The organism is Ancylobacter pratisalsi, assembly GCF_010669125.1.
Lineage (GTDB): Bacteria > Pseudomonadota > Alphaproteobacteria > Rhizobiales > Xanthobacteraceae > Ancylobacter > Ancylobacter pratisalsi.
In genome coordinates this window covers 1,920,420-1,946,723 of record NZ_CP048630.1, presented here as the reverse complement: position 1 = coordinate 1,946,723, position 26,304 = coordinate 1,920,420, and the positions used below count along the sequence as shown (strand labels likewise).

General features: G+C 67.5%; 27 protein-coding genes. 4 read left to right on the top strand and 23 right to left on the bottom strand.

The window, feature by feature from the left end; all coding sequences use genetic code 11:
* Window positions 1-9 precede the first annotated feature (9 nt).
* The 5 genes from lnt to miaB all read right to left on the bottom strand — a co-directional run bounded on the left by lnt (window position 10) and on the right by miaB (window position 6,003).
* Window positions 10-1,608, bottom strand: a complete 1,599-nt coding sequence (gene lnt / locus G3A50_RS09225; RefSeq protein WP_163074965.1) for an apolipoprotein N-acyltransferase — start codon at window positions 1,606-1,608, stop codon at window positions 10-12.
* 18 nt (window positions 1,609-1,626) lie between these two features.
* Entirely contained in the window at window positions 1,627-2,913 is a 1,287-nt protein-coding gene (locus tag G3A50_RS09220; protein WP_163074964.1) for a hemolysin family protein, read from the bottom strand.
* A 5-nt stretch (window positions 2,914-2,918) separates the two neighbouring features.
* A complete protein-coding gene (gene ybeY, locus G3A50_RS09215) occupies window positions 2,919-3,437 on the bottom strand; it encodes an rRNA maturation RNase YbeY (protein WP_163074963.1) in 519 nt (172 codons plus the stop codon).
* Window positions 3,434-4,462, bottom strand: coding sequence for a PhoH family protein (locus G3A50_RS09210; protein WP_246252285.1), 1,029 nt, complete (start codon window positions 4,460-4,462; stop codon window positions 3,434-3,436). Before G3A50_RS09210 ends, ybeY begins: the two co-directional genes overlap by 4 nt.
* A gap of 116 nt (window positions 4,463-4,578) precedes the next feature.
* Window positions 4,579-6,003, bottom strand: a complete 1,425-nt coding sequence (gene miaB, locus G3A50_RS09205; protein WP_163074961.1) for a tRNA (N6-isopentenyl adenosine(37)-C2)-methylthiotransferase MiaB — start codon at window positions 6,001-6,003, stop codon at window positions 4,579-4,581.
* 3 nt (window positions 6,004-6,006) lie between these two features.
* Between miaB and G3A50_RS09200 the strand changes: the two genes are divergently transcribed.
* Entirely contained in the window at window positions 6,007-6,198 is a 192-nt protein-coding gene (locus G3A50_RS09200) for a hypothetical protein (RefSeq protein ID WP_163074960.1), read from the top strand.
* A 70-nt stretch (window positions 6,199-6,268) separates the two neighbouring features.
* Here the strand turns inward: G3A50_RS09200 and olsA are convergent, their stop codons facing one another.
* From olsA to murJ, 9 genes are all read right to left on the bottom strand, one after another.
* On the bottom strand, window positions 6,269-7,036 hold the full coding sequence (gene olsA / locus G3A50_RS09195) for a lyso-ornithine lipid O-acyltransferase (RefSeq protein ID WP_163074959.1): 768 nt from the start codon (window positions 7,034-7,036) through the stop codon (window positions 6,269-6,271).
* 3 nt (window positions 7,037-7,039) lie between these two features.
* The gene (locus tag G3A50_RS09190; protein ID WP_163074958.1) at window positions 7,040-7,504 is read right to left on the bottom strand and encodes a Fur family transcriptional regulator; all 465 of its coding nucleotides are present in this window, start codon (window positions 7,502-7,504) and stop codon (window positions 7,040-7,042) included.
* Window positions 7,505-7,599: 95 nt separating this feature from the next.
* A complete protein-coding gene (gene rimI / locus G3A50_RS09185; RefSeq protein ID WP_163074957.1) occupies window positions 7,600-8,094 on the bottom strand; it encodes a ribosomal protein S18-alanine N-acetyltransferase in 495 nt (164 codons plus the stop codon).
* Window positions 8,095-8,161: 67 nt separating this feature from the next.
* Window positions 8,162-8,845 (bottom strand): tRNA (adenosine(37)-N6)-threonylcarbamoyltransferase complex dimerization subunit type 1 TsaB, encoded by a 684-nt coding sequence (tsaB, locus tag G3A50_RS09180; RefSeq protein ID WP_163074956.1) that lies wholly within the window; start codon window positions 8,843-8,845, stop codon window positions 8,162-8,164.
* 137 nt (window positions 8,846-8,982) lie between these two features.
* A complete protein-coding gene (locus tag G3A50_RS09175; protein ID WP_163074955.1) occupies window positions 8,983-9,537 on the bottom strand; it encodes a NifU family protein in 555 nt (184 codons plus the stop codon).
* 112 nt (window positions 9,538-9,649) lie between these two features.
* Window positions 9,650-10,603, bottom strand: a complete 954-nt coding sequence (locus G3A50_RS09170; RefSeq protein WP_163074954.1) for a glutathione S-transferase family protein — start codon at window positions 10,601-10,603, stop codon at window positions 9,650-9,652.
* Between the two features lie 160 nt (window positions 10,604-10,763).
* Window positions 10,764-11,261: a universal stress protein gene (locus tag G3A50_RS09165; protein ID WP_163074953.1), complete on the bottom strand. Its 498-nt coding sequence runs from the start codon at window positions 11,259-11,261 to the stop codon at window positions 10,764-10,766.
* Window positions 11,262-11,411: 150 nt separating this feature from the next.
* Window positions 11,412-12,470, bottom strand: coding sequence for a tryptophan--tRNA ligase (trpS, locus tag G3A50_RS09160; RefSeq protein ID WP_163074952.1), 1,059 nt, complete (start codon window positions 12,468-12,470; stop codon window positions 11,412-11,414).
* 118 nt (window positions 12,471-12,588) lie between these two features.
* Complete coding sequence (gene murJ, locus G3A50_RS09155; RefSeq protein ID WP_163074951.1) at window positions 12,589-14,130, bottom strand: murein biosynthesis integral membrane protein MurJ; 1,542 nt, start codon at window positions 14,128-14,130, stop codon at window positions 12,589-12,591.
* Between the two features lie 155 nt (window positions 14,131-14,285).
* Between murJ and G3A50_RS09150 the strand changes: the two genes are divergently transcribed.
* On the top strand, window positions 14,286-15,284 hold the full coding sequence (locus tag G3A50_RS09150) for an adenosine kinase (RefSeq protein ID WP_163074950.1): 999 nt from the start codon (window positions 14,286-14,288) through the stop codon (window positions 15,282-15,284).
* A gap of 68 nt (window positions 15,285-15,352) precedes the next feature.
* On the opposite strand, the gene G3A50_RS09145 is transcribed toward G3A50_RS09150, so the two are convergent.
* Window positions 15,353-15,901, bottom strand: a complete 549-nt coding sequence (locus G3A50_RS09145) for an ActR/PrrA/RegA family redox response regulator transcription factor (protein WP_163074949.1) — start codon at window positions 15,899-15,901, stop codon at window positions 15,353-15,355.
* Between the two features lie 118 nt (window positions 15,902-16,019).
* The gene (locus tag G3A50_RS09140; RefSeq protein WP_425483460.1) at window positions 16,020-17,405 is read right to left on the bottom strand and encodes an ActS/PrrB/RegB family redox-sensitive histidine kinase; all 1,386 of its coding nucleotides are present in this window, start codon (window positions 17,403-17,405) and stop codon (window positions 16,020-16,022) included.
* 243 nt (window positions 17,406-17,648) lie between these two features.
* On the opposite strand from G3A50_RS09140, the gene G3A50_RS09135 reads away from it, so the two are divergent.
* Window positions 17,649-19,046: a polyhydroxyalkanoate depolymerase gene (locus G3A50_RS09135; protein ID WP_163074948.1), complete on the top strand. Its 1,398-nt coding sequence runs from the start codon at window positions 17,649-17,651 to the stop codon at window positions 19,044-19,046.
* A gap of 3 nt (window positions 19,047-19,049) precedes the next feature.
* On the opposite strand, the gene G3A50_RS09130 is transcribed toward G3A50_RS09135, so the two are convergent.
* Window positions 19,050-19,952 (bottom strand): LysR family transcriptional regulator, encoded by a 903-nt coding sequence (locus G3A50_RS09130; RefSeq protein WP_163074947.1) that lies wholly within the window; start codon window positions 19,950-19,952, stop codon window positions 19,050-19,052.
* Between the two features lie 128 nt (window positions 19,953-20,080).
* Here G3A50_RS09130 and G3A50_RS09125 point away from each other — a divergent pair, with 128 nt between their 5' ends.
* On the top strand, window positions 20,081-20,845 hold the full coding sequence (locus G3A50_RS09125; protein WP_163074946.1) for an SDR family oxidoreductase: 765 nt from the start codon (window positions 20,081-20,083) through the stop codon (window positions 20,843-20,845).
* Window positions 20,846-20,870: 25 nt separating this feature from the next.
* On the opposite strand, the gene phoB is transcribed toward G3A50_RS09125, so the two are convergent.
* The 6 genes from phoB to pstS form a co-directional block, all read right to left on the bottom strand.
* Window positions 20,871-21,572: a phosphate regulon transcriptional regulator PhoB gene (gene phoB / locus G3A50_RS09120; RefSeq protein WP_163074945.1), complete on the bottom strand. Its 702-nt coding sequence runs from the start codon at window positions 21,570-21,572 to the stop codon at window positions 20,871-20,873.
* Between the two features lie 35 nt (window positions 21,573-21,607).
* Window positions 21,608-22,321: a phosphate signaling complex protein PhoU gene (gene phoU / locus G3A50_RS09115; RefSeq protein ID WP_163074944.1), complete on the bottom strand. Its 714-nt coding sequence runs from the start codon at window positions 22,319-22,321 to the stop codon at window positions 21,608-21,610.
* Between the two features lie 22 nt (window positions 22,322-22,343).
* A complete protein-coding gene (pstB, locus tag G3A50_RS09110; RefSeq protein ID WP_163074943.1) occupies window positions 22,344-23,165 on the bottom strand; it encodes a phosphate ABC transporter ATP-binding protein PstB in 822 nt (273 codons plus the stop codon).
* Between the two features lie 8 nt (window positions 23,166-23,173).
* Complete coding sequence (gene pstA / locus G3A50_RS09105; protein WP_163074942.1) at window positions 23,174-24,007, bottom strand: phosphate ABC transporter permease PstA; 834 nt, start codon at window positions 24,005-24,007, stop codon at window positions 23,174-23,176.
* A gap of 17 nt (window positions 24,008-24,024) precedes the next feature.
* Window positions 24,025-25,002 carry a phosphate ABC transporter permease subunit PstC gene (gene pstC, locus G3A50_RS09100; protein WP_163074941.1) on the bottom strand — a complete coding sequence of 326 codons (978 nt, stop codon included), beginning with the start codon at window positions 25,000-25,002 and terminating at the stop codon, window positions 24,025-24,027.
* A gap of 218 nt (window positions 25,003-25,220) precedes the next feature.
* On the bottom strand, window positions 25,221-26,261 hold the full coding sequence (gene pstS, locus G3A50_RS09095) for a phosphate ABC transporter substrate-binding protein PstS (protein WP_163074940.1): 1,041 nt from the start codon (window positions 26,259-26,261) through the stop codon (window positions 25,221-25,223).
* Window positions 26,262-26,304: the final 43 nt, after the last annotated feature.

Sequence of the window (26,304 nt, the reverse complement as noted above, 5' to 3'; positions counted from 1 at the left end):
TCGATCAATCTAGGCGTGTATTGTTCGGCAGCGCAGCATGATCGCGACGGATATTGCAGCTAGAAGTAGAGCTAGCGGTATTAAATTGCCGAAATTGGCATAAAAGGTCGGGGGAAGCGCCCTTGGAAGGCGCCCATCGAGGGTTCCACGCACACCTAATGGTAGCATTTCCTCGATGCGGCCGAGCGGGTCCACAATAGCCGAGATCCCGTTGTTCGTGCCGCGAATCAGCGGCAGGCCCTGTTCCACCGCACGTAGGCGCGCCTGCTCGAAATGTTGGTAGGGACCAGGGGTCAGGCCGAACCAGATGTCGTTGGACAGATTGAGCAGAACCCCCGGACGTTCGCCCGGACGGAGGTCATCGGGCATGACTTCGGCGGGAAATATGGCCTCGTAGCAGATTAATGGCACAGCCGCGGGCAGCCCGGGAATGCGCATCAGCGTACGCTTTTGTGCTGCGCTGAAGCCGCCGCGATATTGGGTAAGCTGCTGGACGCCCAGACTCTCCAGCGTTTCCTGGAACGGCAGATATTCGCCAAAAGGAACGAGGTGAACCTTGTCCGCGACGGCGAGGAAGGCGCCTTCGCTGCTGATCGCGCGGATGCTGTTATAGGCCTTGGGCCGTGCTTTGCCTGGCTGAGGTTCGAGGCGCACCGCGCCGGTTACCAAGGTTGCGCCGGGTGGCAGCATCGAGGCGATTCGCGAGATGGCGCTCGGCTCTCGTTCCAGAAAGAAGGGGAAAGCGGCCTCGGGCCAGAAAAGGTGGGTGATCCCCTCAAGCCCGTCGTCTCCCTCGCTGAGCGAGGTGTAAAGGTCCATGACGCTGTCGCGGGCGTCGTAACGGAACTTCTGGTCCTGCGGCAGGTCCGGTTGAAGAATGCGCAGCTTCACACCGGGAACGTCTCCCACTTCCGTTGTGGTGAGGCGCCAGGTTCCCGCGCCCCACATCCCTGCCAACGTCAACGCGCAGAAGATGACCGGCCAGGAGCGTGCGCGCCCGGGAGGGTCGAACAGCACCGCCGGCATTGCGAAGGCGACGAGCGTCACGAAGCAAAGCCCGATGATTCCAACAACGGCGCTCGATTGCGCGAAGGCGAGATCGTTCGCCAGCGCGTACCCGAAATTGTTCCACGGGAAGCCGGTGAAGAGGATGCCGCGCAGCCATTCGCTGAGCGTTATCGCCACTGCGAGGACCAGAATACGCTCCCAACCCCGGCTCCAGAGCAGCGATGCGCACGCGCATGCGAGGCCGAGATACAGCGCCAGCCCTGCAGGCAGCAGCAGCACGGCGAAGGGTATCAGCCAGGCAAAGGTCTCCGCCTGCACCAGAAAGGCGGCGCCAATCCACCACAGACCGGCAAGGAAGTACCCCATGCCGAACAGCCATCCGGCGCCGAAGGCGGCGCGCATCCGCCGCCACCGCCCGACTGTCCCGGCGTCCTCGATCGCCCGATCAAGCAGCATGACCAGAGCCGGCAGGGTTAGTGCCAGCACCGGCCACGCGCCAACCGGCGGCATGGCGAGCGCGGAAAGAGCGCCGGCCAGAAGTGCCGCAAAGGCGCGTAGCGAAGGTGGCGCCTGCCGCAGCAGGCGATCAGGAAGGGTCATGATCTCAATCGCGGTCGTTCAGGCGGCCGCATCAGGATCGCGTGCAGCCCGGCCGCCATAGCCGTTCTTCTGTTCTGCGGGCGGGGGAAGGCTGGCTGAGGCTGGCCGTTCGTCGCGGCGGCGCTCACGTCTTGCGCCCATAAGGGCAGGTGCTTCGCCGGAATCGCGACCCGAAGCGTCACCCGCTTTGGGATCGCGGGCAGTGGTGATTCGCAGGCGCTTGACACGGCGAGGGTCGGCGTCGAGCACCTCGATCTCGAAATTGTCCGGGCCTGAGACGATCTCGCCGCGCACCGGCACGCGGCCGGCCAGCGTCACGAGCAGCCCGCCGAGCGTATCGACTTCCTCGGCTTCTTCGCCCAGCGCGAAGGCCGGATCGACGGTCTCCGCAACCTCTTCCAGGCCGGCACGGGCATCGGCAATATATGAGCCGTCGGGCTGCAAGGCGATCATCGGCATCTCGTCATCGTCGTGTTCATCCTCGATGTCGCCGACGATCTCTTCGACCAGGTCTTCCATGGAGACGATGCCGTCAGTGCCGCCATACTCGTCAATGACCAGTGCGAGATGAATGCGGCTGGCCTGCATGCTTGCCAGAAGCTCGATGGAAGGCATCGAAGGCGGGACGAAGAGCAGCCGACGGATCAGTTTTGCCGCGCTCAGCGTGGTGTTCAGGTCGATCGCCTTGAGGTTGAAGGCGGGTACGGCCTTGCTCGTCGACCGGACGGTTTCCCGGCCCTCTTCCGTCTCGGCTTCGGGGCGCGCCACGCGCACCCCGGTATCGCGGTTTTTGGCCGTTCGCGCGGTCATGGCGCGCTGCGTCAGATGGGCGACGAGATCGCGGATGTGCACCATGCCAACAGGGTCGTCGAGCGTGTCGTCATAGACGACCAGACGTGAATGTCCGGCATTGGCGAAAACGGTCAGCAGCTCACCCAGCGAAATGTCCTTTTGCACTGCCACGATGTCGGCACGCGGGATCATGAGATCGCCGATGCGCAATTCGCGCAGACCGAGGACGCTCTTCAGCATCGTGCGTTCTGTCGCGGAAAGATCGGTGCTGATGTCTGTATGGGGCGCGGACAGGGCCTCGGAGAGGTCGGTGCGCAGCGAGCCAGAGGATCGCCAGCCGCTCATGAGCTGGCGCAGCCGATCGAAAATGCCGGTCGGCCGAGGTTCGGGTGCGGCGGAACGGGTGTCGGCCGGGTCATTGGGCCCGGCGGACCTACTCGAGCCGCCGGTGGTACTACTTGGGCCCTCACTGCTCAAAGAGGTGGAGGGCGCATGGGAAACAGGGTCGGACATTGTCTTCAGTGTTCTTCGTGAACGGGTTCGGTTTCGGAATAGGGGTCTGGCACGCCGAGTGCCGCGAGTACGTGGCGTTCCATCGCTTCCATTTCTTCGGCTTCCTCTGCGACCTCATGGTCGTAGCCGAGCAGGTGAAGCGTGCCATGCACGGCCAGGTGCATCAGATGATCCGCGAGGGGCTTGCCCTCACCCGCCGCTTCACGCTCCAGTGTCTCATAGGCGATCGCGATATCGCCGAAATGGGGCGTGCCGGCCGTGCGCGCCACCTCCGACGTGGGAAAAGACAGCACGTTGGTTGCGGTATCCTTGCCTCGCCAGTCGCGGTTCAACATGCGGATCGCCGCATCGTCGGTGAGCTTGACCGCGATCTCGGCGCCTTCGAGGTCGATCTCGAACTCCTCGGCGGCCCCAAGACAGGCCGCGATCACGGCCCTACCGATAATGTTCGTCGCCTCCGGGATGGTTGACCACGCGCCAGCCTCCACAAGAACGTCGACCTCTATCCCACTGCCATCATTCATCGAGCGGGAGCCTTTGGCGGGGCATTGGCCCTTCCAGCGCTGCCCTTGCTGTCATAGGCCGCCACAATACGGCCGACGAGCTCGTGGCGAACCACATCCGCGGCAGTGAAATGGCAGACCTCGACGTCCTCGATATTGCCCAGCAGATCGACGGCTTCGGCAAGGCCGGAGGTTTGTCCCGGCGGGAGATCGATCTGGGTCGGGTCGCCGGTGATGATCATGTGGGAGTTCTCGCCGAGGCGCGTCAGGAACATTTTCATCTGCATAGATGTGGTGTTCTGCGCCTCGTCGAGGATCACGCAGGCATTCGCCAGTGTTCGCCCGCGCATAAAGGCAAGCGGGGCGATCTCGATCTCACCGGAGGTGAGGGCGCGCTCGACGAAAGCGCGATCCATCAGGTCGTGCAGGGCGTCGTAGATGGGACGCAGATACGGATCGACCTTCTCCTTCATGTCGCCGGGCAGGAAGCCGAGCCGTTCGCCCGCCTCCACGGCCGGGCGCGACAGGATAAGCCGGTCGACGACGCGTCGTTCCAGAAGGTGGACCGCATAGGCCACCGCCAGCCAGGTCTTGCCGGTGCCGGCGGGTCCGACGCCAAACACCAGCGTGTGGCGCTTCAGGGCGCGGATATAGGCGTCCTGTGCGGCGGTGCGCGCCCGCACCGGACGGCGGCGAAGCTGAATTTCGTCGAAGCTCTGCTTCTGCGTCGCTGGGTCGAAATCGAACAGGAAGCCCTGCGAGGCCGCCTCGCGAATCACGCCCTCGACGTCGCCCGGCACCAGTTCGCCACCCTTCTTCAGCCGGGCATAAAGCGTTTCCAGCACGTGGCGGGCCTGCTCGCAGGCGTCGCGCGTGCCTTCGAGCGTGACATGGTTTCCGCGCTGCTCGGCGACGATCTCAAGCCGGCGTTCAATCAGGGCGAGGTTCTGACCATAGTGGCCGAAAAGCAGGCTCGCCAAGCGGTTGTCGTCGAAGGCGAGCACGACCTGGCTTGGGCTGTCCTCGGGAGTATCCGCCCAGTTCACCGTCGGCCGAGACGGCGCTGCCGGTCGCGGCGCGGTTTGGGTCGATCCGCCGGATCCTCCGGAGCGGGGGGAGTGCAAGGCACGTTCGTTCTCAGAGGAACCAGGTCGACGCACGCTCACGCCTCCACCGTCTCGCTTTGCCCAGGGAAATGCGTATGCCCGACGGCACCATCGGCATAGAATTCGCCACCGATGATGTCGCCGGAAAGACTCTTCGTACTGACCCCGCGCACTTCTACCATGGCAAGGGTGCCGATCGCCTCGCGCGGCGCTTCGACCACGACGGACTGAAGATAGGGCGATCGTCCGATGAGCTGGCCCGGAAAACGACCGGGCTTCTCCAGCAGGATTTCGAAGCGCCGCCCGTGGCAGGCCGCGTCGAAGGCAGCCTTCTGCCGGTCCAGCAGGGCTTGAAGCGCGTAGATCCGTTGGGATTTCACGTCCTCGGAAAGCTGCGCGTCCATGGTCGCCGCAGGCGTGCCGGGACGCGAGGAATACTTGAAGGAGAAAGCGCCGGCAAAGCCGACCTTCTCCACGAGGTCCATCGTATCCGCGAAGTCCTCGTCTGTTTCGCCGGGAAAGCCGACGATAAAATCCGACGAAAAAGCGATGTCGGGGCGCGCCGCGCGCACCTTCTCCACGGTCTCGAAGAACAGCTCGCGGTCATGCTTGCGGTTCATTGCCGCGAGAATGCGGTTCGAGCCGGATTGAACCGGAAGATGCAGATAGGGCATCAGCGCGGGGAGATCGCGATGAGCCGCGATCAGATCGTCGTCCATGTCACGCGGATGGCTCGTCGTGTAGCGCACGCGCGCAATGCCGGGCACTTCGGCAACGCGCCTCACCAGTTCAGCAAGTCCGGACGGTCGCCCGCCCGCATCGGCGCCGTGATAGGCATTGACGTTCTGGCCGATGAGAGTGACTTCGCGCACCCCGCCATCGGCAAGTCGCATGACCTCGTCGAGGATCTTGGCCACGGGGCGCGAGACCTCGGTGCCGCGCGTATAGGGCACCACGCAGAAGGTGCAGAACTTGTCGCAACCTTCCTGCACCGTGACGAAAGCGGTGGGGCCACGCTTGGCGATGGCTGCACGGGTGGGCGGGGCGAGGAAGTCGAACTTGTCCTCGACCGGAAACTCGGTTTCGACGATGCCCGCCCGGCGGTTGCCGCCGCGTCGCTCCGCATCGGCGATTAGTTCGGGCAGCTTGTGGTAGCTCTGCGGGCCGACCACGAGGTCAACGCCGCGGGCGCGCTTGAGAATTTCTCCGCCTTCGGCCTGGGCGACGCAGCCCGCGACCGCGATCATCTGCCGCCGCCCGGCCTCTTCCTGCGCCACGCGCAGGCGACCAAGCTCGGAATAGACCTTTTCCGCCGCCTTTTCGCGAATATGGCAGGTGTTGAGTATGACGAGATCAGCGTCCTCGGCCGTCTCGGCTTCGACAAAGCCTTCCCGCGCCAGTGTATCCGTCATGCGCTGGGCGTCATAGACGTTCATCTGGCAGCCGAAGGAGCGGACGTAAAGTTTGCGGGGCTCGCTCATTGCGTGTCGATCAACCTCAGCCGCCATTCCACCAAGGACATTGCCTCGATAAGGCAACCGACGGCGCATCCCGTTAGAACCCCGGCGCGCACCCGGCGCACCCGTTTCGAGGCGCCGTCGCAATTCGCGGTTCGTTCCCAACTCGAGATCGCCGAGGTCGAGATCGTCTACGTCTCCACTGATGACACCTGTTGATCCTGTGTAGCCGGATTCCCCTCAAAAGGGAATGCGGCCTGAGGCGTCCCGTGCCTGCGAATATGTATCGTCAACGCGGACGGCCGGTGAGCGCCGTCGCCAGCATCAAGCGGACGCTCTGCGCGGCGGCCTGCGTCGCCTTCTTGCGCTCGCCCGGCTCCACCACCGAACCGAAATGCAGCTCGACATCAATGGCGCCACGTCGCAGCACGGTCATCAGATGCGGGGCCAGATCCATATCTCCATACCAGGCGACGAGAGGTCGCCGCGCGCGGCCGAGCGAAATGCCACCCTGGCCGACATAGGCGATGGCGAGCGGCTGGATCGCGGCCCCCGCCTCGCTGCCGACCGCCTGTCGCGCCGCGCCAACCAGGGCCGAGCGGAAGGGCAGGACACGGTTGCCGTCGCTCGACGTGCCTTCGGCAAACAGCACCACGGCGTCGCCGCCATTCATCCGTGCCGCCATCTCGCCCGCTACCTTGCCTGTGGCGGTGCGGGACGCGCGATCAACGAAAATGGTGCGCTGGAGCTTCGCCAGCAATCCGATTCCCGGCCAGCGCGACACCTCGCTCTTGGCGACAAAGCACAGCGGCAAGCGGGAGCCGAGCACGGGAATGTCGAGCCAGGACACGTGGTTGGAGAGGATCATGAGGGGACGCACCTCGGCGGGGGCGCCCACCACGGTGACCCGCACGCCAATCAGGGCGAGGAGGATGCGGTGATAGAGAACGGGGATTGTCCGACGGGTCGGCAGCTGCAGGGCCACGGAAAGCCACTGCAGCGGAATGCCGATGAGCGTGATGGCCACGACCGGCAGCAGGACCAGCCAGGCGCGCACGGCTCAGCTCTTGGTCTTGTCGAGCGCCTTGGGCTTCTCGGCGGCCCTGGGCTTGTCGAGGGGCACACCATAAAGTTCCAGCCGGTGACCGACCAGCCGGTAGCCGAGCTTGCGCGCGATCTCTTCCTGGAGATGCTCGATTTCCTCGGAACGAAACTCGACGACGTGGCCCGAGCGCAGGTCGATCAGGTGATCGTGGTGCTCGTCGGGTACCGGCTCATAGCGCGAGCGGCCGTCGCGGAAGTCGTGGCGCTCGATGATTCCGGCATCCTCGAACAGCTTCACCGTCCGGTAGACCGTTGAAATCGAGATGCGGTCGTCCACCGAGGCCGCACGCCGATGAAGCTCCTCGACATCGGGGTGGTCCTGCGCATCGGCGATGATGCGAGCGATGACGCGGCGCTGGTCAGTCATCCTGAGGCCCAGCGTCATGCACGCTTCCTCGATGGCAGTAGGCTTTTCGCTCATCCGCGGCCGTCTCCGTCTCGTTTTGCCTTATCGCCCATGGGAGGGCGTGAGGGCAATCGATTCGTCCCTGCTCATCCCCGGTCCAGCGACGATCCTCACGCGATATCCCGGCGCATGGTGATTGCGCCAACGGTCGTGCCGGTTTCGCTGCGGTAATAGCCCTGACGCCGGCCGATCTCCCGGAAGCCGGTGCGCGCATAGAGTTTCACGGCGGGCGCGTTGCCTTCCTCCACTTCGAGAAAGACCGTCGTGAAGCCCTCCGCCGCCAGCATGCCGAAGGCGGTCTCCACCAGCCGCAGGCCAATGCCGCGACCGCGCGCCGTGCGATCGACGGCGATCGACAGGATCTCGATCTCCGGAGATACCCCGCTGAGCAGGATGAAGCCGAGCATCTTGCCCCCCGGACCATCGGTCGCGACCTGGGTGCGTGTCAGCCGGTTGGCAATGAGGCGTTCGAATTCGGCGCTGTCCCAGCCGACGCGGAACGCGGCGGCATGAAGCCGGGCGAGCGCCTCGGCATCACCCGTGCGCGCCGGCCGAAGGGCGACGTCCCTGTGCCCGAAACCCAGACGCCCGAACAGGTTGCTCATGGCAGGACCTTCATGGCAGGACGCCTCACGGCGTGATCCTCAAAACCGGCCCCTCACGGCCGTGCATTCATCGGCGGGCGATCCGCCCGGCGGTCTGCGGTTTGGCGTCGGCCTCGCGCAGATAGAGCGGGCGTGGCGGCGCCTTGGCGGGATCGGACACGCTGGCGAGCCGCGCCACCCATACCGGGTCCGGCGTCGCCTCGGCATCCACCCGGAGCGGGGGGCGCTCGCCCGAGGGCCAGGCCGCCGCCAGCAGCGCCGCCCCGGACCCGGCCAGGCGCACCGGGCCGATGGCCACCGCGCGGGCGGCATCCTTGAGCGCCATGGCGCGCGCACCCACCAGCACCCGCCCGCCGGGGCCGATCATCTGCAGATAGATATTGCCGTGCCGGGCATCGACCGCGGCGGCGACCGGGATGTCGTCGTCCTCCGCCAGCAAGGGCGCGGCCAGCGCGGCGAGGGTCGAGATGCCGATGACCGGCTTTCCGGTCGCCAGCCCGAATCCGCGTGCGGCAGAAAGCCCGACGCGAAGTCCGGTAAAACTGCCCGGCCCCACGGTCACCGCAAAGGCATCGATGTCGGAAAAACGACGGCCGCTCTCGGTCATCACCTCGTCGACGAGGGGCACCAGCGCTTCGGCATGGCCCCGCGCCATGACCACGCGGGCGATCGCCAGCGTGCTGTCGATGTCCATATCGTGGACGGCCACCGCACAGGCCTCGAGTGCGGTATCGATGGCGAGAATCAGCATGCGGCGTCCTGTCGTCGCCTCACCTTTCACATGACCGGCGGCATAAGAAAAGTCATCGGTCGATCGGTGCGGTGAGGCGGACGATGAGACCGGTGGGGCCGGTCAGTGCGATGAGGCGCGGGTCGTTGCCGCCGGTCTCAGACCGGGCGGACCTCGACCACGTCCGGAACGAAATGGCGCAGGAGATTCTCGATCCCGTTCTTCAGCGTCGCGGTGGAGGAGGGGCAGCCCGAGCAGGACCCCTTCATGGCGAGGAAGACGACGCCGTCCTTGTAGCCCCGGAACGTGATGTCGCCGCCGTCATTGGCCACTGCCGGGCGCACGCGCGTGTCGATCAACTCGCGGATCGTGTCCACCAGCCCGGCATCCTTGGCCTCGAAGAAGGCGTCGTCCGCCGTGTGCTCGTGGTCCTCGGGCAGCAGCGGCTGGCCGGAAACGAACTGCTCCATGATGGCGCCGAGAATGGCGGGCTTCAGATGCGCCCACTCGGTCTGGTCCTTGGTCACGCTGACGAAGTCCGAGCCGAAGAACACGCCGGACACGCCGGGAATGTCGAACAGCCGGGCGGCCAGCGGCGAGCGGGCGGCCTCCTCGGCGCTGCGGGCCTCGAACGTGCCGTCGCCGAGCACGCTGCGGCCGGGCAGGAATTTGAGCGTGGAAGGATTGGGGGTCGCTTCGGTCTGGATGAACATGAGCTGCTCCTTGCCTACCGGGGTTCAAGGCCCCGACGACGAGAGGGGTTTAGGATGTAGATAAGCCCTCGGAGCGGGAAGGGGAAGTGGGCCCCAGCCTCACGCCCCAACCTCACGCCCACGCCAGTGCCGGGCCCACCGGCACGATGCCGGTCGGGTTCAGGGCCTTGATCGAGTAATAGCCGCGCTTGATGTGGTCGAGGTTCACGGTCTCGCGCAGGCCGGGCACGGCGAGGACGCGGTCCAGATAGGCGGAGAGCGCGGCGTAATCGGCGATGCGGCGCAGATTGCACTTGAAGATGCCGTGATAGGCGGCATCGAAGCGCACCAGCGTGACGAACAGCCGGATGTCGGCCTCGGTCAGGGCCGGCCCGAGCAGGAACGGCCCGCCGCCGGCAAGCCGCTGCTCCAACGTGTCCAGCATGGCAAAGACCTCGGCGAAGGCCTCCTCATAGGCGTGCTGCGTGGTGGCGAAGCCGGCGCGGTACACCCCGTTGTTCAGGTGCGGATAGATGTCCGCGTTCAGCGCATCGATCTGCGCGCGCAGGGCCGCGGGATAAAGGTCGACATCGGCACGCGCCAGCGCGCCGAACCCGGTGTTGAACATCCGCACGATATCGGCGGATTCATTGTTGACGATGGTGCCGCGCCTTGTGTCCCACAGCACCGGCACGGTGGCGCGCCCGGTGAAATGGGGGTCGGCGCGTGTATAGAGCTGGTGCATGTAGGTGGCACCGTTGAGCCTGTCCTCATCCGCGCCGGGATAGGTGCCGAAGCGCCAGCCCTGATCGGTCAGCGCCGGTTCCACCACCGTGATCGCGACCGCGTGCTCCAGCCCCTTCAGCTTGCGCGCCATCAGCGTGCGCGAGGCCCAGGGGCAGATCAGCGCGACATAGAGATGATAGCGGCCGGCCTCCGCGGCAAAGCCGCCCTCGCCCGTGGGGCCGGGCGCGCCGTCGGGCGTGACCCAGTGGCGGAAACTCGAGGTCTGCCGCACGAAGCCGCCCTTGGCATCGGTACCCTGCACCGGCTGCCAGTTCTCGACCCATTTTCCATCAACAAGCATGGCTCTTCCTCGGGGCTTGAGGCGTCGGCGCCCCCGTCCGGCTCCGCCCTTGTCCGGCCTCAACCCTTACCTAGCTTGGGCTTCGCCCTTGCGCTGCCAGCGTTGCTGCATGCGCGACATTGCGCCCGCGCCCGAAAACGCCCGCGCGGCCTCACCTCGCTTACGCCAGTGCGTCGATCTCGCTGTCCGTGAGGCCGCCGGGCACGATGGTGATCGGCACGGCAAGGCCGGCCCAGCTCCCGGAGGCAAGGGCGGTGACCAGCGGGCCGGGTCCCTCATTGCCGGTGCCCGTGGCAAGCACGAGGATCGCGATGTCCTCGTCCGCCTCGATCTGCTTCATGATCTCTTCGTCGATCTTGCCCTCGGCGATCACCCGCTCGCATTCGACGCCGGCAAGGGCGCGCGCCCGGGCGGCGAAATGCTCCTGGCGCTGCTCGGCCTTGTCGGTGGCCTCGGCGCGCATCAGGTCGGCGACGCCGAGCCACTGGCTCTGCACGTCCGCCAGTTCGAGCACGCTGAGCATCACCACGGCGCCACCGGTGCGCGCGGCGCGGCGCGCGGCGTAATGCACCGCGCGGTCGCATTCGACGGTGTCGTCGATCACCACGATGAACTTGCGGCGATGGCCGGGCTCGTGACTCTGGCGCCTGCGCGGCATGGCAGCTTCCCGTTGGGTGGCGGGCGGGGCCGTGGCCCCTTCGCCTCATAGCACAGGACAGTGCCGGGCGGTCAGGTCAAGCGTCGTTCGTGCCCGCCCGGATCGTTCCGCCCGGCCGGGACGTGGGTCCCGCGCCGGCCGGCGCCCGGTTCAGCGCACGAAGCCGAGAATGTCCTTCACCTGGCCCATGGTCTCGTCGGCGATGACCCGGGCGCGTTCCGCGCCATTGCGCAGGATGGCGTCGATATGGCCGGGGTCGGCGACGAGGCGCTTCATCTCGCCACCGATCGGCCCCAGCCGGGTGACGGCGAGGTCGACCAGCGCCGCCTTAAAGGTGGAGAACTGCCCGCCCCCGAAGGTGGCCAGAATGCTCTCGCGCGATTCGCCCGACAGCGCGGCATAGATGCCGACGAGGTTCTCCGCCTCCGGCCGCCCCTTCAGCCCGTCGGCCTCGGAGGGCAGCGGCTCGGGGTCGGTCTTGGCCTTGCGGATCTTCGAGGCCACGGCGTCGGCGTCGTCGGTGAGGTTGATGCGCGACAGATCCGACGGATCGGACTTCGACATCTTCTTCGAGCCGTCGCGCAGGCTCATCACCCGCGCCGCCGGCCCGCCGATCAGCGGCTCGGTGAGCGGGAAGTACCCGCCTTCGAGCGCGGCGTCGCCAAGCCCGAGACGGGTGATGGAGGCGGCGAAGTCATTGTTGAACTTCTGCGCGATGTCGCGGGTCAGCTCGATGTGCTGCTTCTGGTCCTCGCCCACCGGCACATGGGTGGCGCGGTACAGCAGAATGTCGGCCGCCATCAGGGTCGGATAGGCGTAAAGGCCGACCGAGGCGTTCTCGCGGTCCTTGCCGGCCTTTTCCTTGAACTGGGTCATGCGGTTGAGCCAGCCCAGCCGGGCGACGCAGTTGAACACCCAGGCCAGCTCGGCATGGCCGGAGACCTGGCTCTGGTTGAACACGATGTTCTTCGCGGGATCGATGCCGGCGGCGAGATAGGCGGAGGTGACCTCGCGGATGCAGCGTTTCAGCTCTTCCGGCCCGCCCCACACGCGCATGTCCTGGGTGATGGCGTGCATATCCACCACGCAGTAGATGCACTCATAGCTCTCCTGCAGTTCGGCGAAGCGCTTGATGGCGCCGAGATAATTGCCGAGATGCAGATTTCCGGTCGGCTGGACGCCGGAAAACACCCGTTCCTTGAAGCCCATGTCGTAACGTCCCGATAGCCCTGCGCCCCGAAGGCGCCGTGCGCCAAACCGCGCGTGCGCGGGGCTATGGCATGCATGCCCGATGGGAGCAAGCCGGGCCGGGGCCGCGCCCGCGCCGTCACCGCCGGGCGAAGGCCGCGCGCAGGGTCGCGAAGGCGATGCCGCCGAACAGCCTGGCCGCGACGCCGTAGACCACCACCCCGCCGGCGACCAGCACCGCCAGCGCGCCCGCGCCCCTCACGCCGCCGCCAGCCAGCGGACCCGCGAGCGCCAGCCGTGCCAGCGCGATCGCCCCCGCCATGGCGAGAGCGGCGCCGCCGAGCCCGCGCAGCCGGCGCCAGGCCGGCCGGTCGAGCACGATGAGGCGGCGCCGGCCGAGCGCGAGTGCCAGCCCGCACAGGCTGGCGAGGCTGGAAGCGAGCACGCCCAGCGCCGGGCCGGCAATGCCCAGCATCGGGGTCGCACTGAAGCCGACCACCGCGCCGATGCCCAGCGCGAGGAGGCCGAACCGCGTCACCAGCCGCGACAGCCCCTGGGTGAAGGCGATGGCCGCCAGCACCTTCTCGGACGCCTGTAGCGGCAGGGTGAGGGCGATCAGCGCCATGGCGGTAGCGGTGAGGCGCGTCGCCTCGGCATCGAAGGCGCCGCGCTGGAACAGGACGGCGACGATGGGTTCGGCCAGCACGGCGAGCCCGAGCGCGGCCGGCAGCGAGAGCGCCAGCGCGGCCTCGACGCCGTGGGCGCCGACCTGCGTGCCGCCGCGCGCCCCCTTTCCGGCGGGGTTTTGCGCCAGCGCGGGCAGCAGCACCGCTCCGGCGCTGGCGCCGACGAGGCCGAGCGGCAATTCGACCAGCCGCGTGGCGTAGAACAGGGCCGCCACGCCCCCTGTAAGGGCGGAGGCCGCCGCGGCGGCGACGAGGAAGCGCAGCTGCGGCAGCGCGCTGGCGAACAGACTCGGCAGCGCCGCGCCCAGCATTGGCAACGCCCGGGCCAGGTCATCGCTGCGCGGCACCGCCAGCGCGCCGGCCGGCACGGCGAGGGCGACCAGGGCGAACTGCGTCAGCGCCCCCGCGAGCGCCGCCCCGGCGAGCCACAACAGGGCGGTGTCCATCGCCATGCCGCGCCCGCCCGCCATCATGAGCGCGATGATCAGCGCGATGACGGCGAGGTTTCCCGCCACCGGGCCGAAGGCGGGGGCGGCGTAGCGCCCGCCGGCATTGGTGACGGCGCCCAGCACCCCGGCCACCAGCGCCAGCGGGACGCAGGCGATGGCGAACCGGGCCACCATTACCGCGCCGGTCCCTCGCGGGCCTTCCATATCGAAGCCCGGCGCCAGCACGCCGACCACCGGGGTCATGAACACGAACAGCGCCGCGCTGACGGCCAGCGCGGCCAGCGCGAACAGCAGCAGCGCCGCGCCGGCCAGCCGCGCGCGCCCGTCCTCCTCCTCGCGCGCCAGTGCCGGAAGGATGGCGGCATTGAGCGCGCCTTCCCCGAGCAGGCGACGCGCGAGCTGGGGCAGGGCGAGCCCGGCCACCGAGGCATCCGCGACCATCCCGGTGCCGAACAGCGCCGCGACCATCGCGTCGCGCACGAAGCCGAGCCCGCGCGAGCCGAGGGTGATGAGAGCGACGGTCGAGGCGCGGCGCAGGAGGGCCATGGGCTAGCAATAGACGCTTGCCCGGCCGCCGCAAAGCGCGCGCATCCGCCATCCGGGGGGCGTCTCTTCAGGTTTTCCCCGCCCGTCGACGTTGCGGGAGGCGCCCCGCTCTGCTACCGGCAAAGGGTGCGTTTTCTCCAGCGAAAGGCCGCCCTGTGACCGCCCAGCAGCTTGATGTGATCGGCTTCGGCAATGCCATTGTCGACGTGATCTCCCGCGCCGAGGAGGCGTTCCTCCTCACGCATGACATGCGCAAGGGCGGCATGACGCTGATCGACGAGCCGCGCGCCGAGGCCGTTTACGGCGCGATGGGGCCGGGCGTGGAGATCTCCGGCGGCTCGGCCGCCAACACCATGGTCGGCATCGCCGCGCTCGGCGGGCGCGCCGGCTTCATCGGCAAGGTGCGCGATGACGAGCTGGGCGGCATCTTCGCCCATGACATCCGCGCCGCCGGCGTCGCCTTCGGCACACCCGCCGCCGCCGCCGGGCCGACCACGGCGCGCTGCCTCATTCTGGTGACGCCGGACGGCGAGCGCACCATGAACACCTTCCTCGGCGCGGCGCAGGACCTTTCCCCCGTCGATGTGGACGCCGGGATGGTGGCGAGCGCCACCGTGACCTATCTCGAAGGCTATCTGTGGGATCCGCCGCCGGCGAAGGAGGCTTTCCTCAAGGCTGCCGACATCGCCCACAAGGCCGGGCGCACCGTGGCGCTGACGCTTTCCGACGCGTTCTGTGTCGGACGCTACCGCGACGAGTTCCTGAAGCTGATCCGCGAGGGCGTGGTCGACCTGGTGTTCGCCAATGAGGCGGAGCTGATGTCGCTCTACGAGACCGATTTCGACACCGCGCTGGGCACGCTGCGCCGTGAGGCCCGCCGCGCCGTGGTGACGCGCTCGGAAAAGGGCGCGCTCTCGGTCGCCGGCGACGAGATGGCCTCGGTCGACGCGTTCCCGGTGGCGAAGGTGGTGGACACCACGGGCGCGGGCGACCTGTTCGCGGCCGGCTATCTCCACGGCTTCGCGCGCGGCTTCAGCCCGGAGGAATCGCTGAAGCTCGGCGCCCTGTGCGCCGCCGAGATCATCAGCCATATCGGCGCCCGCCCCGAGAAGGGGCTGAAGGCGCTGGCGGCGGAGAACGGTCTGCGGGTGTGAGGCGGAGGTCGGCGAGAGCCCGGCGCGGCTGCCGCTAGGCGCGGCGGCCCCGCCCGCAGGCGCCCGGCTCAGCGCGGGGCGCGCTTGGCCAGGATGCGTTGCAGCGTGCGGCGGTGCATGGAGAGGCGGCGCGCGGTTTCCGACACGTTGCGCCCGCACAATTCGTAGACGCGCTGGATATGCTCCCAGCGCACCCGGTCGGCGGACATCGGGTTCTCGGGGAGCTGGGGCTTGTAGTCGCCCTGCGCGCTCAGCGCGGCGAAGATGTCGTCGGCATCGGCGGGCTTGGCGAGGTAGTCGACCGCGCCCATCTTCACCGCGTTCACGGCGGTGGCGATGTTGCCATAACCGGTGAGGATGATGCCGCGCGCTTCCGGGCGGCGGCGCTTCAGCGCGGAGATGACGTCGAGCCCGTTTCCATCACCCAGCCGCATGTCGACGACCGCGTAGGCGGGCGCGCTGCCCTCGACGCTGGCGAGGCCGTCGGCCACCGTCTCCGCCGTGGTCACGGTGAAGCCGCGTGATTCCATGGCCCGGGCAAGTCGCTGCAGGAACGGGCGGTCATCGTCCACGATGAGCAGCGTGCGGTCGATCATTTCCGACGTCGTATCAAGCATGTGGCGTCTTCCCGAGCGCCGAGGCCGGCGTCCAATTCGTTCTGTTTTGCGAACAGATTACACGCCCGTGTGCGGGAGCGCAAAAAGCAGCTTCCGATGAAGGCTTTGCCGCCCCCGGTCAACCCTCTCCGCGCCCGCCGGCCGGGCCCTCGCCGGAGATGTCGATCGCCCGGCGCGGCCAGCGCACCGAGACCGAGGCGCCATGGGCGGGAGACGCGCGGTTGAGGAAGCTGAGCTCGGCGCCGGAGCGCTCCAGCAGCGTCTTGGCGATGAACACGCCGAGCCCCAGCCCCTCGCGCCGGCCCTCGCTGTTTTCCTCGCCCTCCTCCTCCGCCTCCCGGCGCCAGCGATGGCGGCCGCGACTGGTGACATAGGGCGCGCCGATGCTGTCGATGAGCTCGGGAGGAAAGCCGGGCCCGTCATCCGTGACGGTGACGGTCATGTCCGACTCGGTCCAGTTGGCGACGATGTCGACCCGCCCATTGGCGAAGTCGACCGCGTTCTCCACGATGTTGCCCAGCCCGTAGAGCAGCCCCGGATTGCGGGCGATGATCGGCTCGGCGCCGCCCCGGGCCGGCATGGTGACCTCGATGGCGATGCCGAAATTGCGGTGCGGGGCGACCACGTCCTCCAGGATGTGGGAGACCGGCATGCGGTCGAAGGGCGCGTCGCCGCCGCCGAGCGAGGTGAGCGTGCGCAGGATCGCGCGGCAGCGCTCGGCCTGTTCGCCCAGCAGGCTGATGTCGTCGCTCATCGGGCTGTCGGGAGGAAGCGAGCGCGCCAGTTCCTTGGCGACCACGGTGATGGTGCCGAGCGGCGTCCCCAGCTCATGGGCGGCGGCGGCGGCCAGCCCGTCCAGCGCGGAGAGGTGCTGCTCGCGCGCCAGCACCAGCTCGGTCGCGGCCAGCGCCTCGGAAAGTTCGCGCGTCTCTTCGGCCACCCGCCACGCATGGACGCCGATAAAGGCGATGGCGATGGCGAGCGCGCACCAGATGGCGGAGAGGTACACCGGCGGCAGCAGCGGCGCCCCGCCCAGCGCCCCGCCATCGACCCAGGGCAGCGGCATCTGCCACAGCCCCACCAGCGCCGCGCAGGTCGCGGCCAGCACGCCGAGCAGGATGGTGGTGCGCGGCGACAGCGCCGTCGCCGAGATCAGCACCGGGGCGAGGAAGAGGAAGGCGAACGGATTGGACAGCCCGCCGGTGAGGAACAGAAGCGCGGCAAGCTGGAGGATGTCATAGGCCAGCAGCCACGCCGCCTCGACATCGGAGAGCCGCCGCGCGCCGGGATTGCGCAGCCGCAGCGCGAGATTGAGCCAGCCCGAGAGTGCGACCACGGACAGGCAGGCCCCGATCGGCAGGGTGAAGCCGAGCACCCAGTGCACCACCACGATGGCCAGCGTCTGGCCCGAAATCGCGAGCCAGCGCAGGCGGATCAGCGTGTCGAGCCGAAGGCCGAAATAGCGTTCGCCGATGGGGCGGTCGAGCGAGGGCGTCATGGTCATTCCGTGCTGCACTTCCTCTATAGCCGCAGATGCGACGAAAGGGCGAGAGGCCGGCTTCATTGACGAAGCCGCGCGAAGGTTTATTTATGTTGCAGCGCACAAGACGTGCGGAGGTCGGTACGCGGAGAATGACGTACCGGAAGGCATGCGTGAACGGATGCGTGCCCAAGGCGCCCCGCAGGCGGCGCCCGCAGCCGATCAGGCGGCGGGAGTGACGCACGGCGCGCAACCAGGGAGACTTTCATGGCGATCGGTGTTTTCGGCGAATTGCCCGACGCGGAAGAGGTGAGTGAAGCGCCGGAGATCGCGGTTGAGGCCGTGTCCGCCTTCTCCAAGCCGCTGTACTGGATGTTCGAGATGGGCCATGCGGCGCTCGACCCCCTGCGGGTGATGGCCGACGCCAACCGGCTCTATTACCGGAACCCCGCCAACCCGTTGGCCCATACCAGCTTCGGCAAGTCGATGTCGGCGGCGTGCGAGATGTTCGAGCGCACCACGCGGCGCTACGGCAAGCCGGACTGGGGCATTGAGGACACCGTGGTCGGGGCCACCCGCGTGCCGGTGCGCATCGAGGTGGAATGGGAACGCCCGTTCTGCCGCCTGCTGCATTTCGTGCGCGAGTTCCCCACCCCGCCGCGCCGGCCGCAGCCGCGCATGCTGATCGTGGCGCCGCTGTCGGGCCATTACGCCACGCTGCTGCGCGGCACGGTGCAGACGCTGCTGCCCAATCACGACATCTACATCACCGACTGGACCGATGCGCGCAACGTGCCGCTGAGCGAGGGGCGCTTCGATCTCGACGACTACATCGACTATGTGATCGAGATGTTCCGACATCTGGGCGGGGGCGTGCACGTGCTTGCCGTCTGCCAGCCGGCGGTGCCGGTGCTCGCCGCGGTGGCGCGCATGGAAGCGATGGGCGATCCGGACGTGCCCGCGTCCATGGTGCTGATGGGCGGGCCGATCGATACCCGCCAGAACCCGACCGCGGTGAACGACTTCGCCCAGGAACGCGGGCTGGACTGGTTCCGCCGCAACGTCATCACTACCGTGCCGTGGCCCAATGCCGGCCTGATGCGGCAGGTCTATCCCGGCTTCCTGCAGCTTCACGGCTTCATGGCGATGAATCTGGAACGGCACCTTCAGGCCCACGCCGACATGTTCGGCCATCTGGTGAAGGGGGACGGTGATTCCGCCGCCAAGCACCGCGAGTTCTATGACGAGTATCTCTCGGTCATGGACCTGCCGGCGGAATATTACCTGCAGACGCTGCAGACCGTGTTCATCGACCACGCCCTGCCGAAGGGCGAGATGACCCATCGCGGCGAAAAGGTCGACCCGTCCAAGATCCGCAACGTCGCCCTGCTCACCGTCGAGGGCGAGAATGACGACATTTCGGGTGTGGGCCAGACGCGGGCGGCGCAGACGCTGTGCTCCAGCCTGCCCGACGACATGCGCGCGCATTATCTTCAGCCCACCGTCGGCCATTACGGCGTATTCAACGGCTCGCGGTTCCGCGCCGAGATCGCCCCGCGCATCTCCGACTTCGTGCTCAGCCACAACTGGCCGCGCAAGGGGGACAACGCGGCCAAGGCCGCGATGGAGCCCGAAAAGCCGAAAGCCGCCGCCCCCAAGGCGTAGGCGTTACAGACCGGCCTCCCAGTAGGGCGGGTCGCCGAACGCCGCGCGCAGGCAGTCCGCCAGCGCGCGCAGCTTGGCCGAGGGGTGCCGCCCCTCGGGATGGGCGACATAGATGAATTCCGGCTCGGGGGCTGCCCCGACCTCGACCACCCGAAGCGTGCCGGCCCGGATGTCGGGACCGGCGAGGAACAGCGGCAGCAGCGTGATGCCGAGCCCGGCGCTCGCGGCGTCGCGCATCACCATGCCGTTGTTGACGCGCAGCGCGACCTTGCCGCGCACCTGAACCACCTTTTGCGCCGTCACGAACCGCCAGTCGCCAATGCCGCGATGGGTGTAGAAAATGCCCCGATGGCCGTCGAGCTCGTTCAGGGTGCGGGGCGTGCCGTGGCGCTCCAGATAGTCCTGCGAGGCGACCAGCACCCGCCGGCTGCGGGCGAGGCGCCAAGCCATTAGCCGGCTATCATGCATCGGCCCATGGCGCACCACGCCGTCAAAGCCCTCCGCCTGCGCGTCGATGCGGCGGTCGTCGAGCTCAAGCGTCAGTTCGATCTCGGGATGGCGAAGCAGGAACGGGTAGAGCGCGGGCCCGATATGCAGGTTGGTCAAGCTCACCGGGGCCGAGATCCGCAGGGGACCGGCCAGCGTCCCGCGCCGCTCGGCCAGCGCGGCGACGGCGGTGTCGAGGCGGCGCAGCGATTCCGACGCCAGTTCCAGGAAGGCCAGCCCGTCCTCGGTGAGCGACAGCTTGCGGGTCGAGCGATGCACGAGGCTGGCCCCGAGGCGGCGTTCGAGCTGGGCCAGCCGGTCGCTGACCACGGACTTCGACAGCCGCAGCCGGCGGGCGGCCTCGCTGATCGAGCCGGCCTCGGCGATGGCGACGAAGGCGCTGATGCCATCAAGCTTCATTGTTCGGTATTTCCGGACATGAATTCCACTTGCGGGAGGCTAATCCGAACGCAGCGGCAGCGCCATACTCTCCCGCAACACAGGCCCCGGTTTCCCCGGCGGCCAATCGTTCATCGAGGAGAATTTCCATGCCACGCATCAAGGACAAGGTCGCGCTGGTCGTCGGCGCCAGCTCCGGCATCGGCCACGCCACCGCGAAGCTGTTCGCGGCCGAGGGCGCGAAGGTGGTGGTCGGGGCCCGCCGCAAGGACGAGCTGGACGCGCTGGTGTCCGAGATCGCCGCCGCCGGTGGCGACGCGGTGGCGCTGGCCGGCGACGTGCGCTCGGAAGACTATGCGCAGGCGCTGGTGGCACTGGCGAGCGAGCGCTACGGGCGGCTCGACATCGCCTTCAACAATGCCGGCACGCTCGGCGAGAAGGGCCCCAGCACCGGCATCTCGGCGGCGGGCTGGAACGACGCGCTGGCGATCAACCTGACCGGCTCCTTCTTCGGCGCCAAGCACCAGATCGCGCAGATGCTGAAGAACGGGGGCGGGTCGGTGATCTTCACCTCGACCTTTGTCGGCCACACCACGGCGTTTCCGGGCCTCGCCGCCTATGCGGCGTCGAAATCAGGGCTGATCGGCCTCACCCAGGCCCTGGCCGCCGAATTCGGGCCGCAGGGCGTGCGGGTCAACGCCGTGCTCCCCGGCGCGGTGGAGACGGAGATGTACCGCGAGGCCAACGACACGCCGGAAACGCAGGCCTTCATCACCGGGCTGCATGCGCTCAAGCGCATCGCCCGGGCGGAGGAACTGGCGCATTCGGTGCTCTATCTCGCCTCGGACGATTCGTCCTTCGTGTCCGGCACCGCGCATCTGGTCGATGGCGGGCTGTCGATCACCCGCAGCTGAGAGGCGACGCTGGCGTCCCGCGCCCTCAATGGGCGCGGGCGAACATCTCGTTGAACGAGTAACCCGAGCCGCGCACGGTGCGGATGGGGTCGGGCTGGCGCGGGCGGTTGAGCGCCTTGCGCAGCCGGCCCACATGCACGTCGACCGTGCGCTCGTCGATGTAGACGTCCTGGCCCCACACGCCATCGAGCAGCTGCTCGCGCGAATAGACCCGGCCGGGCGACTGCATGAGGAATTCGAGCAGGCGGAACTCGGTCGGGCCCAGATGCAGCTCCCGGCCGTTGCGATGCACGCGCTTGGTCTCGCGGTCCAACTCGATGTCACCGGCCCGCAACAAGGTGGAGATATGGTCCGGCTTGGCTCGGCGCAGCAGCGCGCGCACGCGCGCCACCAGCTCCGGAACCGAGAACGGCTTGACCACATAGTCGTCCGCGCCGGTGGCGAGGCCGCGCACGCGCTCGGTCTCTTCCCCGCGCGCGGTCAGCATCAATACCGGCATGCGCTCGGTTTCCGGCCGGGCGCGCAGGCGCCGGCACAGCTCGATGCCGGAAAGCCCCGGCAGCATCCAGTCGAGAATGACGAGGTCGGGCACGCTCTCGCGCAACCTCGTCTCCGCCTCGTCGCCGCGCGCGACGCTCTCCACGGCATAGCCTTCGGACTCGAGATTGTAACGAAGGAGCAGTGTCAGTGGCTCCTCGTCCTCGACGATCAGAATATTGGTCGGCATTTCTTGCCTCGATCAGACCCGGACGCTGCCCGGCCTCAGGCCGGGAACGGCACCGTGGTCAGGCTGCTGGTGTCCTGCTTGGGGCGCTCGTCGGCAAACAGCTGACCGGTGGACAGGTAGTGCACCGTCTCGGCGATGTTGGTCGCGTGGTCGCCGATACGCTCGATGTTCTTGGCGCAGAACAGCAGGTGGGTGCACAGCGAGATGTTGCGCGGGTCTTCCATCATGTAGGTGAGAAGCTCGCGGAACAGGGAGGTGTAGAGAACGTCCACCTCGCCGTCGCGCTTCCACACCTCGATGGCCCGCTCGTCGTCGCGGCTGGCGTAGGAATCCAGCACCGACTTGAGCTGCTCGAGCACCATGCCCGACATGTGCTCCACGCCGCGCACCAGCTTCTGCGGGTGGAACTCGCCGGTGAGCGCGAGAACGCGCTTGGCGGTGTTCTTGGCGAGGTCGCCGATGCGCTCGATGTCGTTGGCGATACGCATCGCGGCCACGATCTCGCGCAGGTCGATCGCCAGCGGCTGGCGCCGGGCGATGGTGAGGATGGCCTTTTCCTCGATCTCGCGCTGAAGCAGGTCGATCGGCCCGTCGAGCACGATGACCTTCTGGGCGAGTTCGGTGTCGCGCTTCACCAGCGCCACGACCGAATCGGCGACCAGGCGCTCGGCCTGTCCGCCCATCTCGACGACGCGCCGGGAGAGTTCCTTCAGGTCGCTGTCGAAGGAGGAGACGATATGTTCGGGCATGGGATGATCCTCTGCCGCCGGTTCAGCCGAAGCGGCCGGTGATGTAATCGCGGGTGCGCGCTTCACGCGGGTTGGTGAAGATCTCGTTCGACGCGGCGACCTCGATGAGTTCGCCGAGGTAGAAGAAGGAGGTGATGTCGGCGCAGCGCGCCGCCTGCTGCATGTTGTGCGTGACGATGACGATGGTGAATTCCTGCTTCAGCTCGTCGATCAGGTCCTCGATCTTCGAGGTCGAGATCGGGTCGAGCGCCGAGGTCGGCTCGTCGAGCAGGATCACTTCCGGGCGCACCGCGATGGTGCGGGCGATGCACAAGCGCTGCTGCTGGCCGCCCGACATGCCGAGCGCGGAGGTGTGCAGGCGGTCCTTGGTCTCGTCCCAGATCGCGGCTTTGCGCAGGCACCATTCCACCCGCTCGTCCATCTGCGCCTTGTTGAGCCGCTCGTGCAGCTTCACGCCGAACGCGATGTTGTCGTAGATCGACATCGGGAACGGGGTCGGCTTCTGGAACACCATGCCGATGCGCGAGCGCACGACGGTCGAGTCCAGGCCCTTGCCGAGCAGGTCCACGCCGTCGAGCCAGATGTTGCCTTCCGCGCGCTGGCCCGGATAGAGCTGGTACATGCGGTTGAAGATGCGCAGCAGGGTGGACTTGCCGCAGCCCGAGGGCCCGATCATCGCGGTGACGCGCTTCTCGGGGATCTCGAAATTGACGTTCTTCAGCGCGTGGTTGTCGCCGTAGTAGAAATTGAGCTTGTCCACCTTGAGCTTGGGCTCGGCCGAGGGGGCGGTGGCCCGGTTCACGGCCGAGGCGATGTCGATCGACGTTTCAGGTGCGAAATTCATGGTCCGTCTCACTTCATCTGCGCCAGGACAAGGCGGGAAACGATGTTCAGGGCGAGAACCCCGGCGGTGATCAGCAGCGCGCCGGCCCAGGCCAGGGCAACCCAGTCCTCGAAGGGCGAGGCGGCGTACTGGTAGATGGCGATCGGCAGCGACGCCATCGGCTGGTCCATGCTGATCGACCAGCCATTATTTCCGAGCGAGGTGAACAGCAGCGGCGCGGTCTCGCCCGCGGCGCGGGCCAGGGAAAGCAGGATGCCGGTCACGATGCCCGCGCGCGCCGCGCGCCAGGTGATCATGATCACCACCTTCCACTGCGGCGCGCCAAGCGCGAAGGCCGCCTCGCGCAGGCCGATCGGCACCAGGTTCAGCATGTCCTCGGTGGTGCGCACCACCACCGGGATGATCAGGATCGCCAGCGCCAGAGAGCCGGCCCAGCCGGAGAAGCCGCCGAAGGGCACGACCAGGAGCTGGTAGACGAACAGGCCGATCAGGATCGAGGGGGCGGACAGCAGCACGTCGTTGACGAAGCGCACCGCGTTGCCGACCTGGGTGTTGCGCCCGTTCTCGGACAGGAAGGTGCCGCACATCAGCCCGATCGGGGTACCGATGACCAGCGCGACGCCGATCTGGATCAACGAGCCGACAATGGCGTTGAGCAGACCGCCGCCCGCGCCCGGGGGCAGGGTGATGCGGGTGAAGACGTGCGGGCCGAGCGCGGGAAGGCCGCGCGAGATCAGGGTCCACAGGATCCAGGCGAGCAGGACCAGCGAGAGCGCGGCAAAGCCGGTCGAGATGACCTTGACCGTGTAGTCGGTGGCGCGGCGACGGGCGAGCGATGACATGACCGATGTTCCTCCGCTCAGCCCTTGAGCTTCGACCGGACCAGCATGCGCGAGAGCGCAAGCACAATGAAGGAGATGACGAAAAGAATGAAGCCGAGCTGCATCAGCGACTGCAGCTTGAGCGAGCCGATGGAGGCTTCGGGGAATTCGTTGGCGATGGTCGAGGCGATGGTCGAGCCGGGGGCGAACAGCGAGGCCGACATGCGCGTCGCGTTGCCGATGACGAAGGTGACCGCCATGGTCTCACCGAGCGCGCGGCCCAGCCCCAGCATGACCGCGCCGACCATGGCCGTGCGGCCGTAGGGCACCGAGACGTTGCGGTAGACCTCATAGGTCGTGGCGCCGACGCCATAGGCCGATTCCTTGAGCATCGGCGGCACCGATTCCAGCACCTCGACGAACATGGCGGTGATGAAGGGCAGGATCATGATCGCCAGGATCACGCCGGCGGTCAGCATGCCCGCGCCGAGCGGGGGGCCCTGGAACAGAGCGCCGATCAGCGGGATCGGGCCGAGCCATTCGATGAGCGGAGGCTGGACATAGGCGGCGATCAGCGGCACGACGACGAAGAAGCCCCACATGCCGTAGATGATCGAGGGGATCGCGGCCAGGAGCTGAATGGCCACACCGATCGGGCGGCGCAGCGGGCCGGCGGCGATCTCGGTGAGGAAGAAGGCAATGCCGAAGGACAGCGGCAGCGCGACGATGACCGCGATCACGGCGCTGAACAGCGTGCCGAACACCATGACGCCGGCGCCGAACTTCTCGGTGACCGGGTTCCAGTCCGTCGACCACAGGAAGGAAATGCCGAATTCGCGCAGCGCCGGGAAGCCGCCCTCGAACAGCATGGCGATGATCAGGCCGAGCAGCAGCAGAACGAATATGCCGCAGCTCCAGAGGATACCGACGAAGATGGGATCGCTGATGCGTCCGGTCGGCTTGTGCGCGGTTTTCAGGACGGCGTCGGCCTGCGTTCCGCTGAGAGTGGCGTCCATGTCGTGTGATCCTCGGACCCGTCTTCCCCATGGCGCGGGGCGCGGGGGTCGGCGTTTCAGGGCGTGGCGTTCAGGGCTCGGCGTTCAAGATCAGGCGTTCGGGGCTTCTGGAGGCGTCCGCTCTGCGTCAGGCTACAGTCAGCGACCGGGGACGAGAAGGGGCGGCCGCCGTAACGGCCGCCCCCGGATCGTGCAGGGCTCCCGAAGGGAGGGGTCGATCAGTTGGTCCAAACGGCCTTGCCGTCGACCTTGACGTCGCTCGACCAGGCCTTCTTGATCTCACCGACGACCGAGTCCGGCAGCGGGATGTAGTGCAGCTTCTCGGCGATGGCGTCGCCATCGGCGGTGTAGGCCCAGTCGAAGAACTTGATGACAGCGGCCGACTGCTCGGCGCTGGCGGGGTTCTTCGGCAGCAGGATGTAGGTCGCCGAGGTGATCGGCCAGGCCTTCTCGCCGGCGGTGTCGATCATCGAGGCGGCGAAGTTCTTGGCGCCCTTCCAGTCAGCGGCAGCAGCGGCGTCCATGAAGGCCGGGATGGTCGGCTTCACGACCTTGCCGGCCTTGTTGACGAGGTTCGTGGTGGGCAGCTTGTTGGCGGCCGCATAGACGAACTCGACATAGCCGATGGCGCCCTTGGTGTTCTTCACCATGCCGGCAACGCCTTCATTGCCCTTGGCGCCCGCGCCAGCCGGCCACTGCACCGAGGTGGCGGCGCCGACATTGGAGCTCCAGTCGGCGCTGGCCGACGAGAGGTAGGAAGTGAACACGAAGGACGTGCCCGAGCTGTCCGAACGGTAGATCGGAACAATCGCGGCGTCAGGCAGCTTCACGTCCTTGTTGAGCGCGACGATCTTGGCGTCGTTCCACTTGGTGATCTTGCCCTGGTAGATGTCGGCAATGATCGAGCCGGAGAGCGTGAGCTGGCCATCGGCGATGCCGTCGATGTTCACGGTGGGGACCACCGAGCCGATCACGGTCGGGAACTGCAGCAGGTTGTTGGATTCGAGCTTGTCGTCCTTCATCGGCGCGTCGGAGGCGCCGAAATCGACGGTGCGGTTGATGATCTGGTTCTGACCGCCGCCCGAGCCGATGGACTGGTAGTTCATGGCGCTGCCGGTCTTCTCCTTATAGGCCGCGGCCCAGGCCTGATAGACCGGGGCGGGGAAGGAGGCGCCGGCGCCGTTGATGTCGGTGGCGAAAGCCGAGCCGGTGAAGGCAAACGACAGCGCGGCAGCGCTGAGCAGGTGGGTAAGTTTCAAAGGTCTTCTCCTTGGATCGGGAGACCGGCCGCGCCCACATACG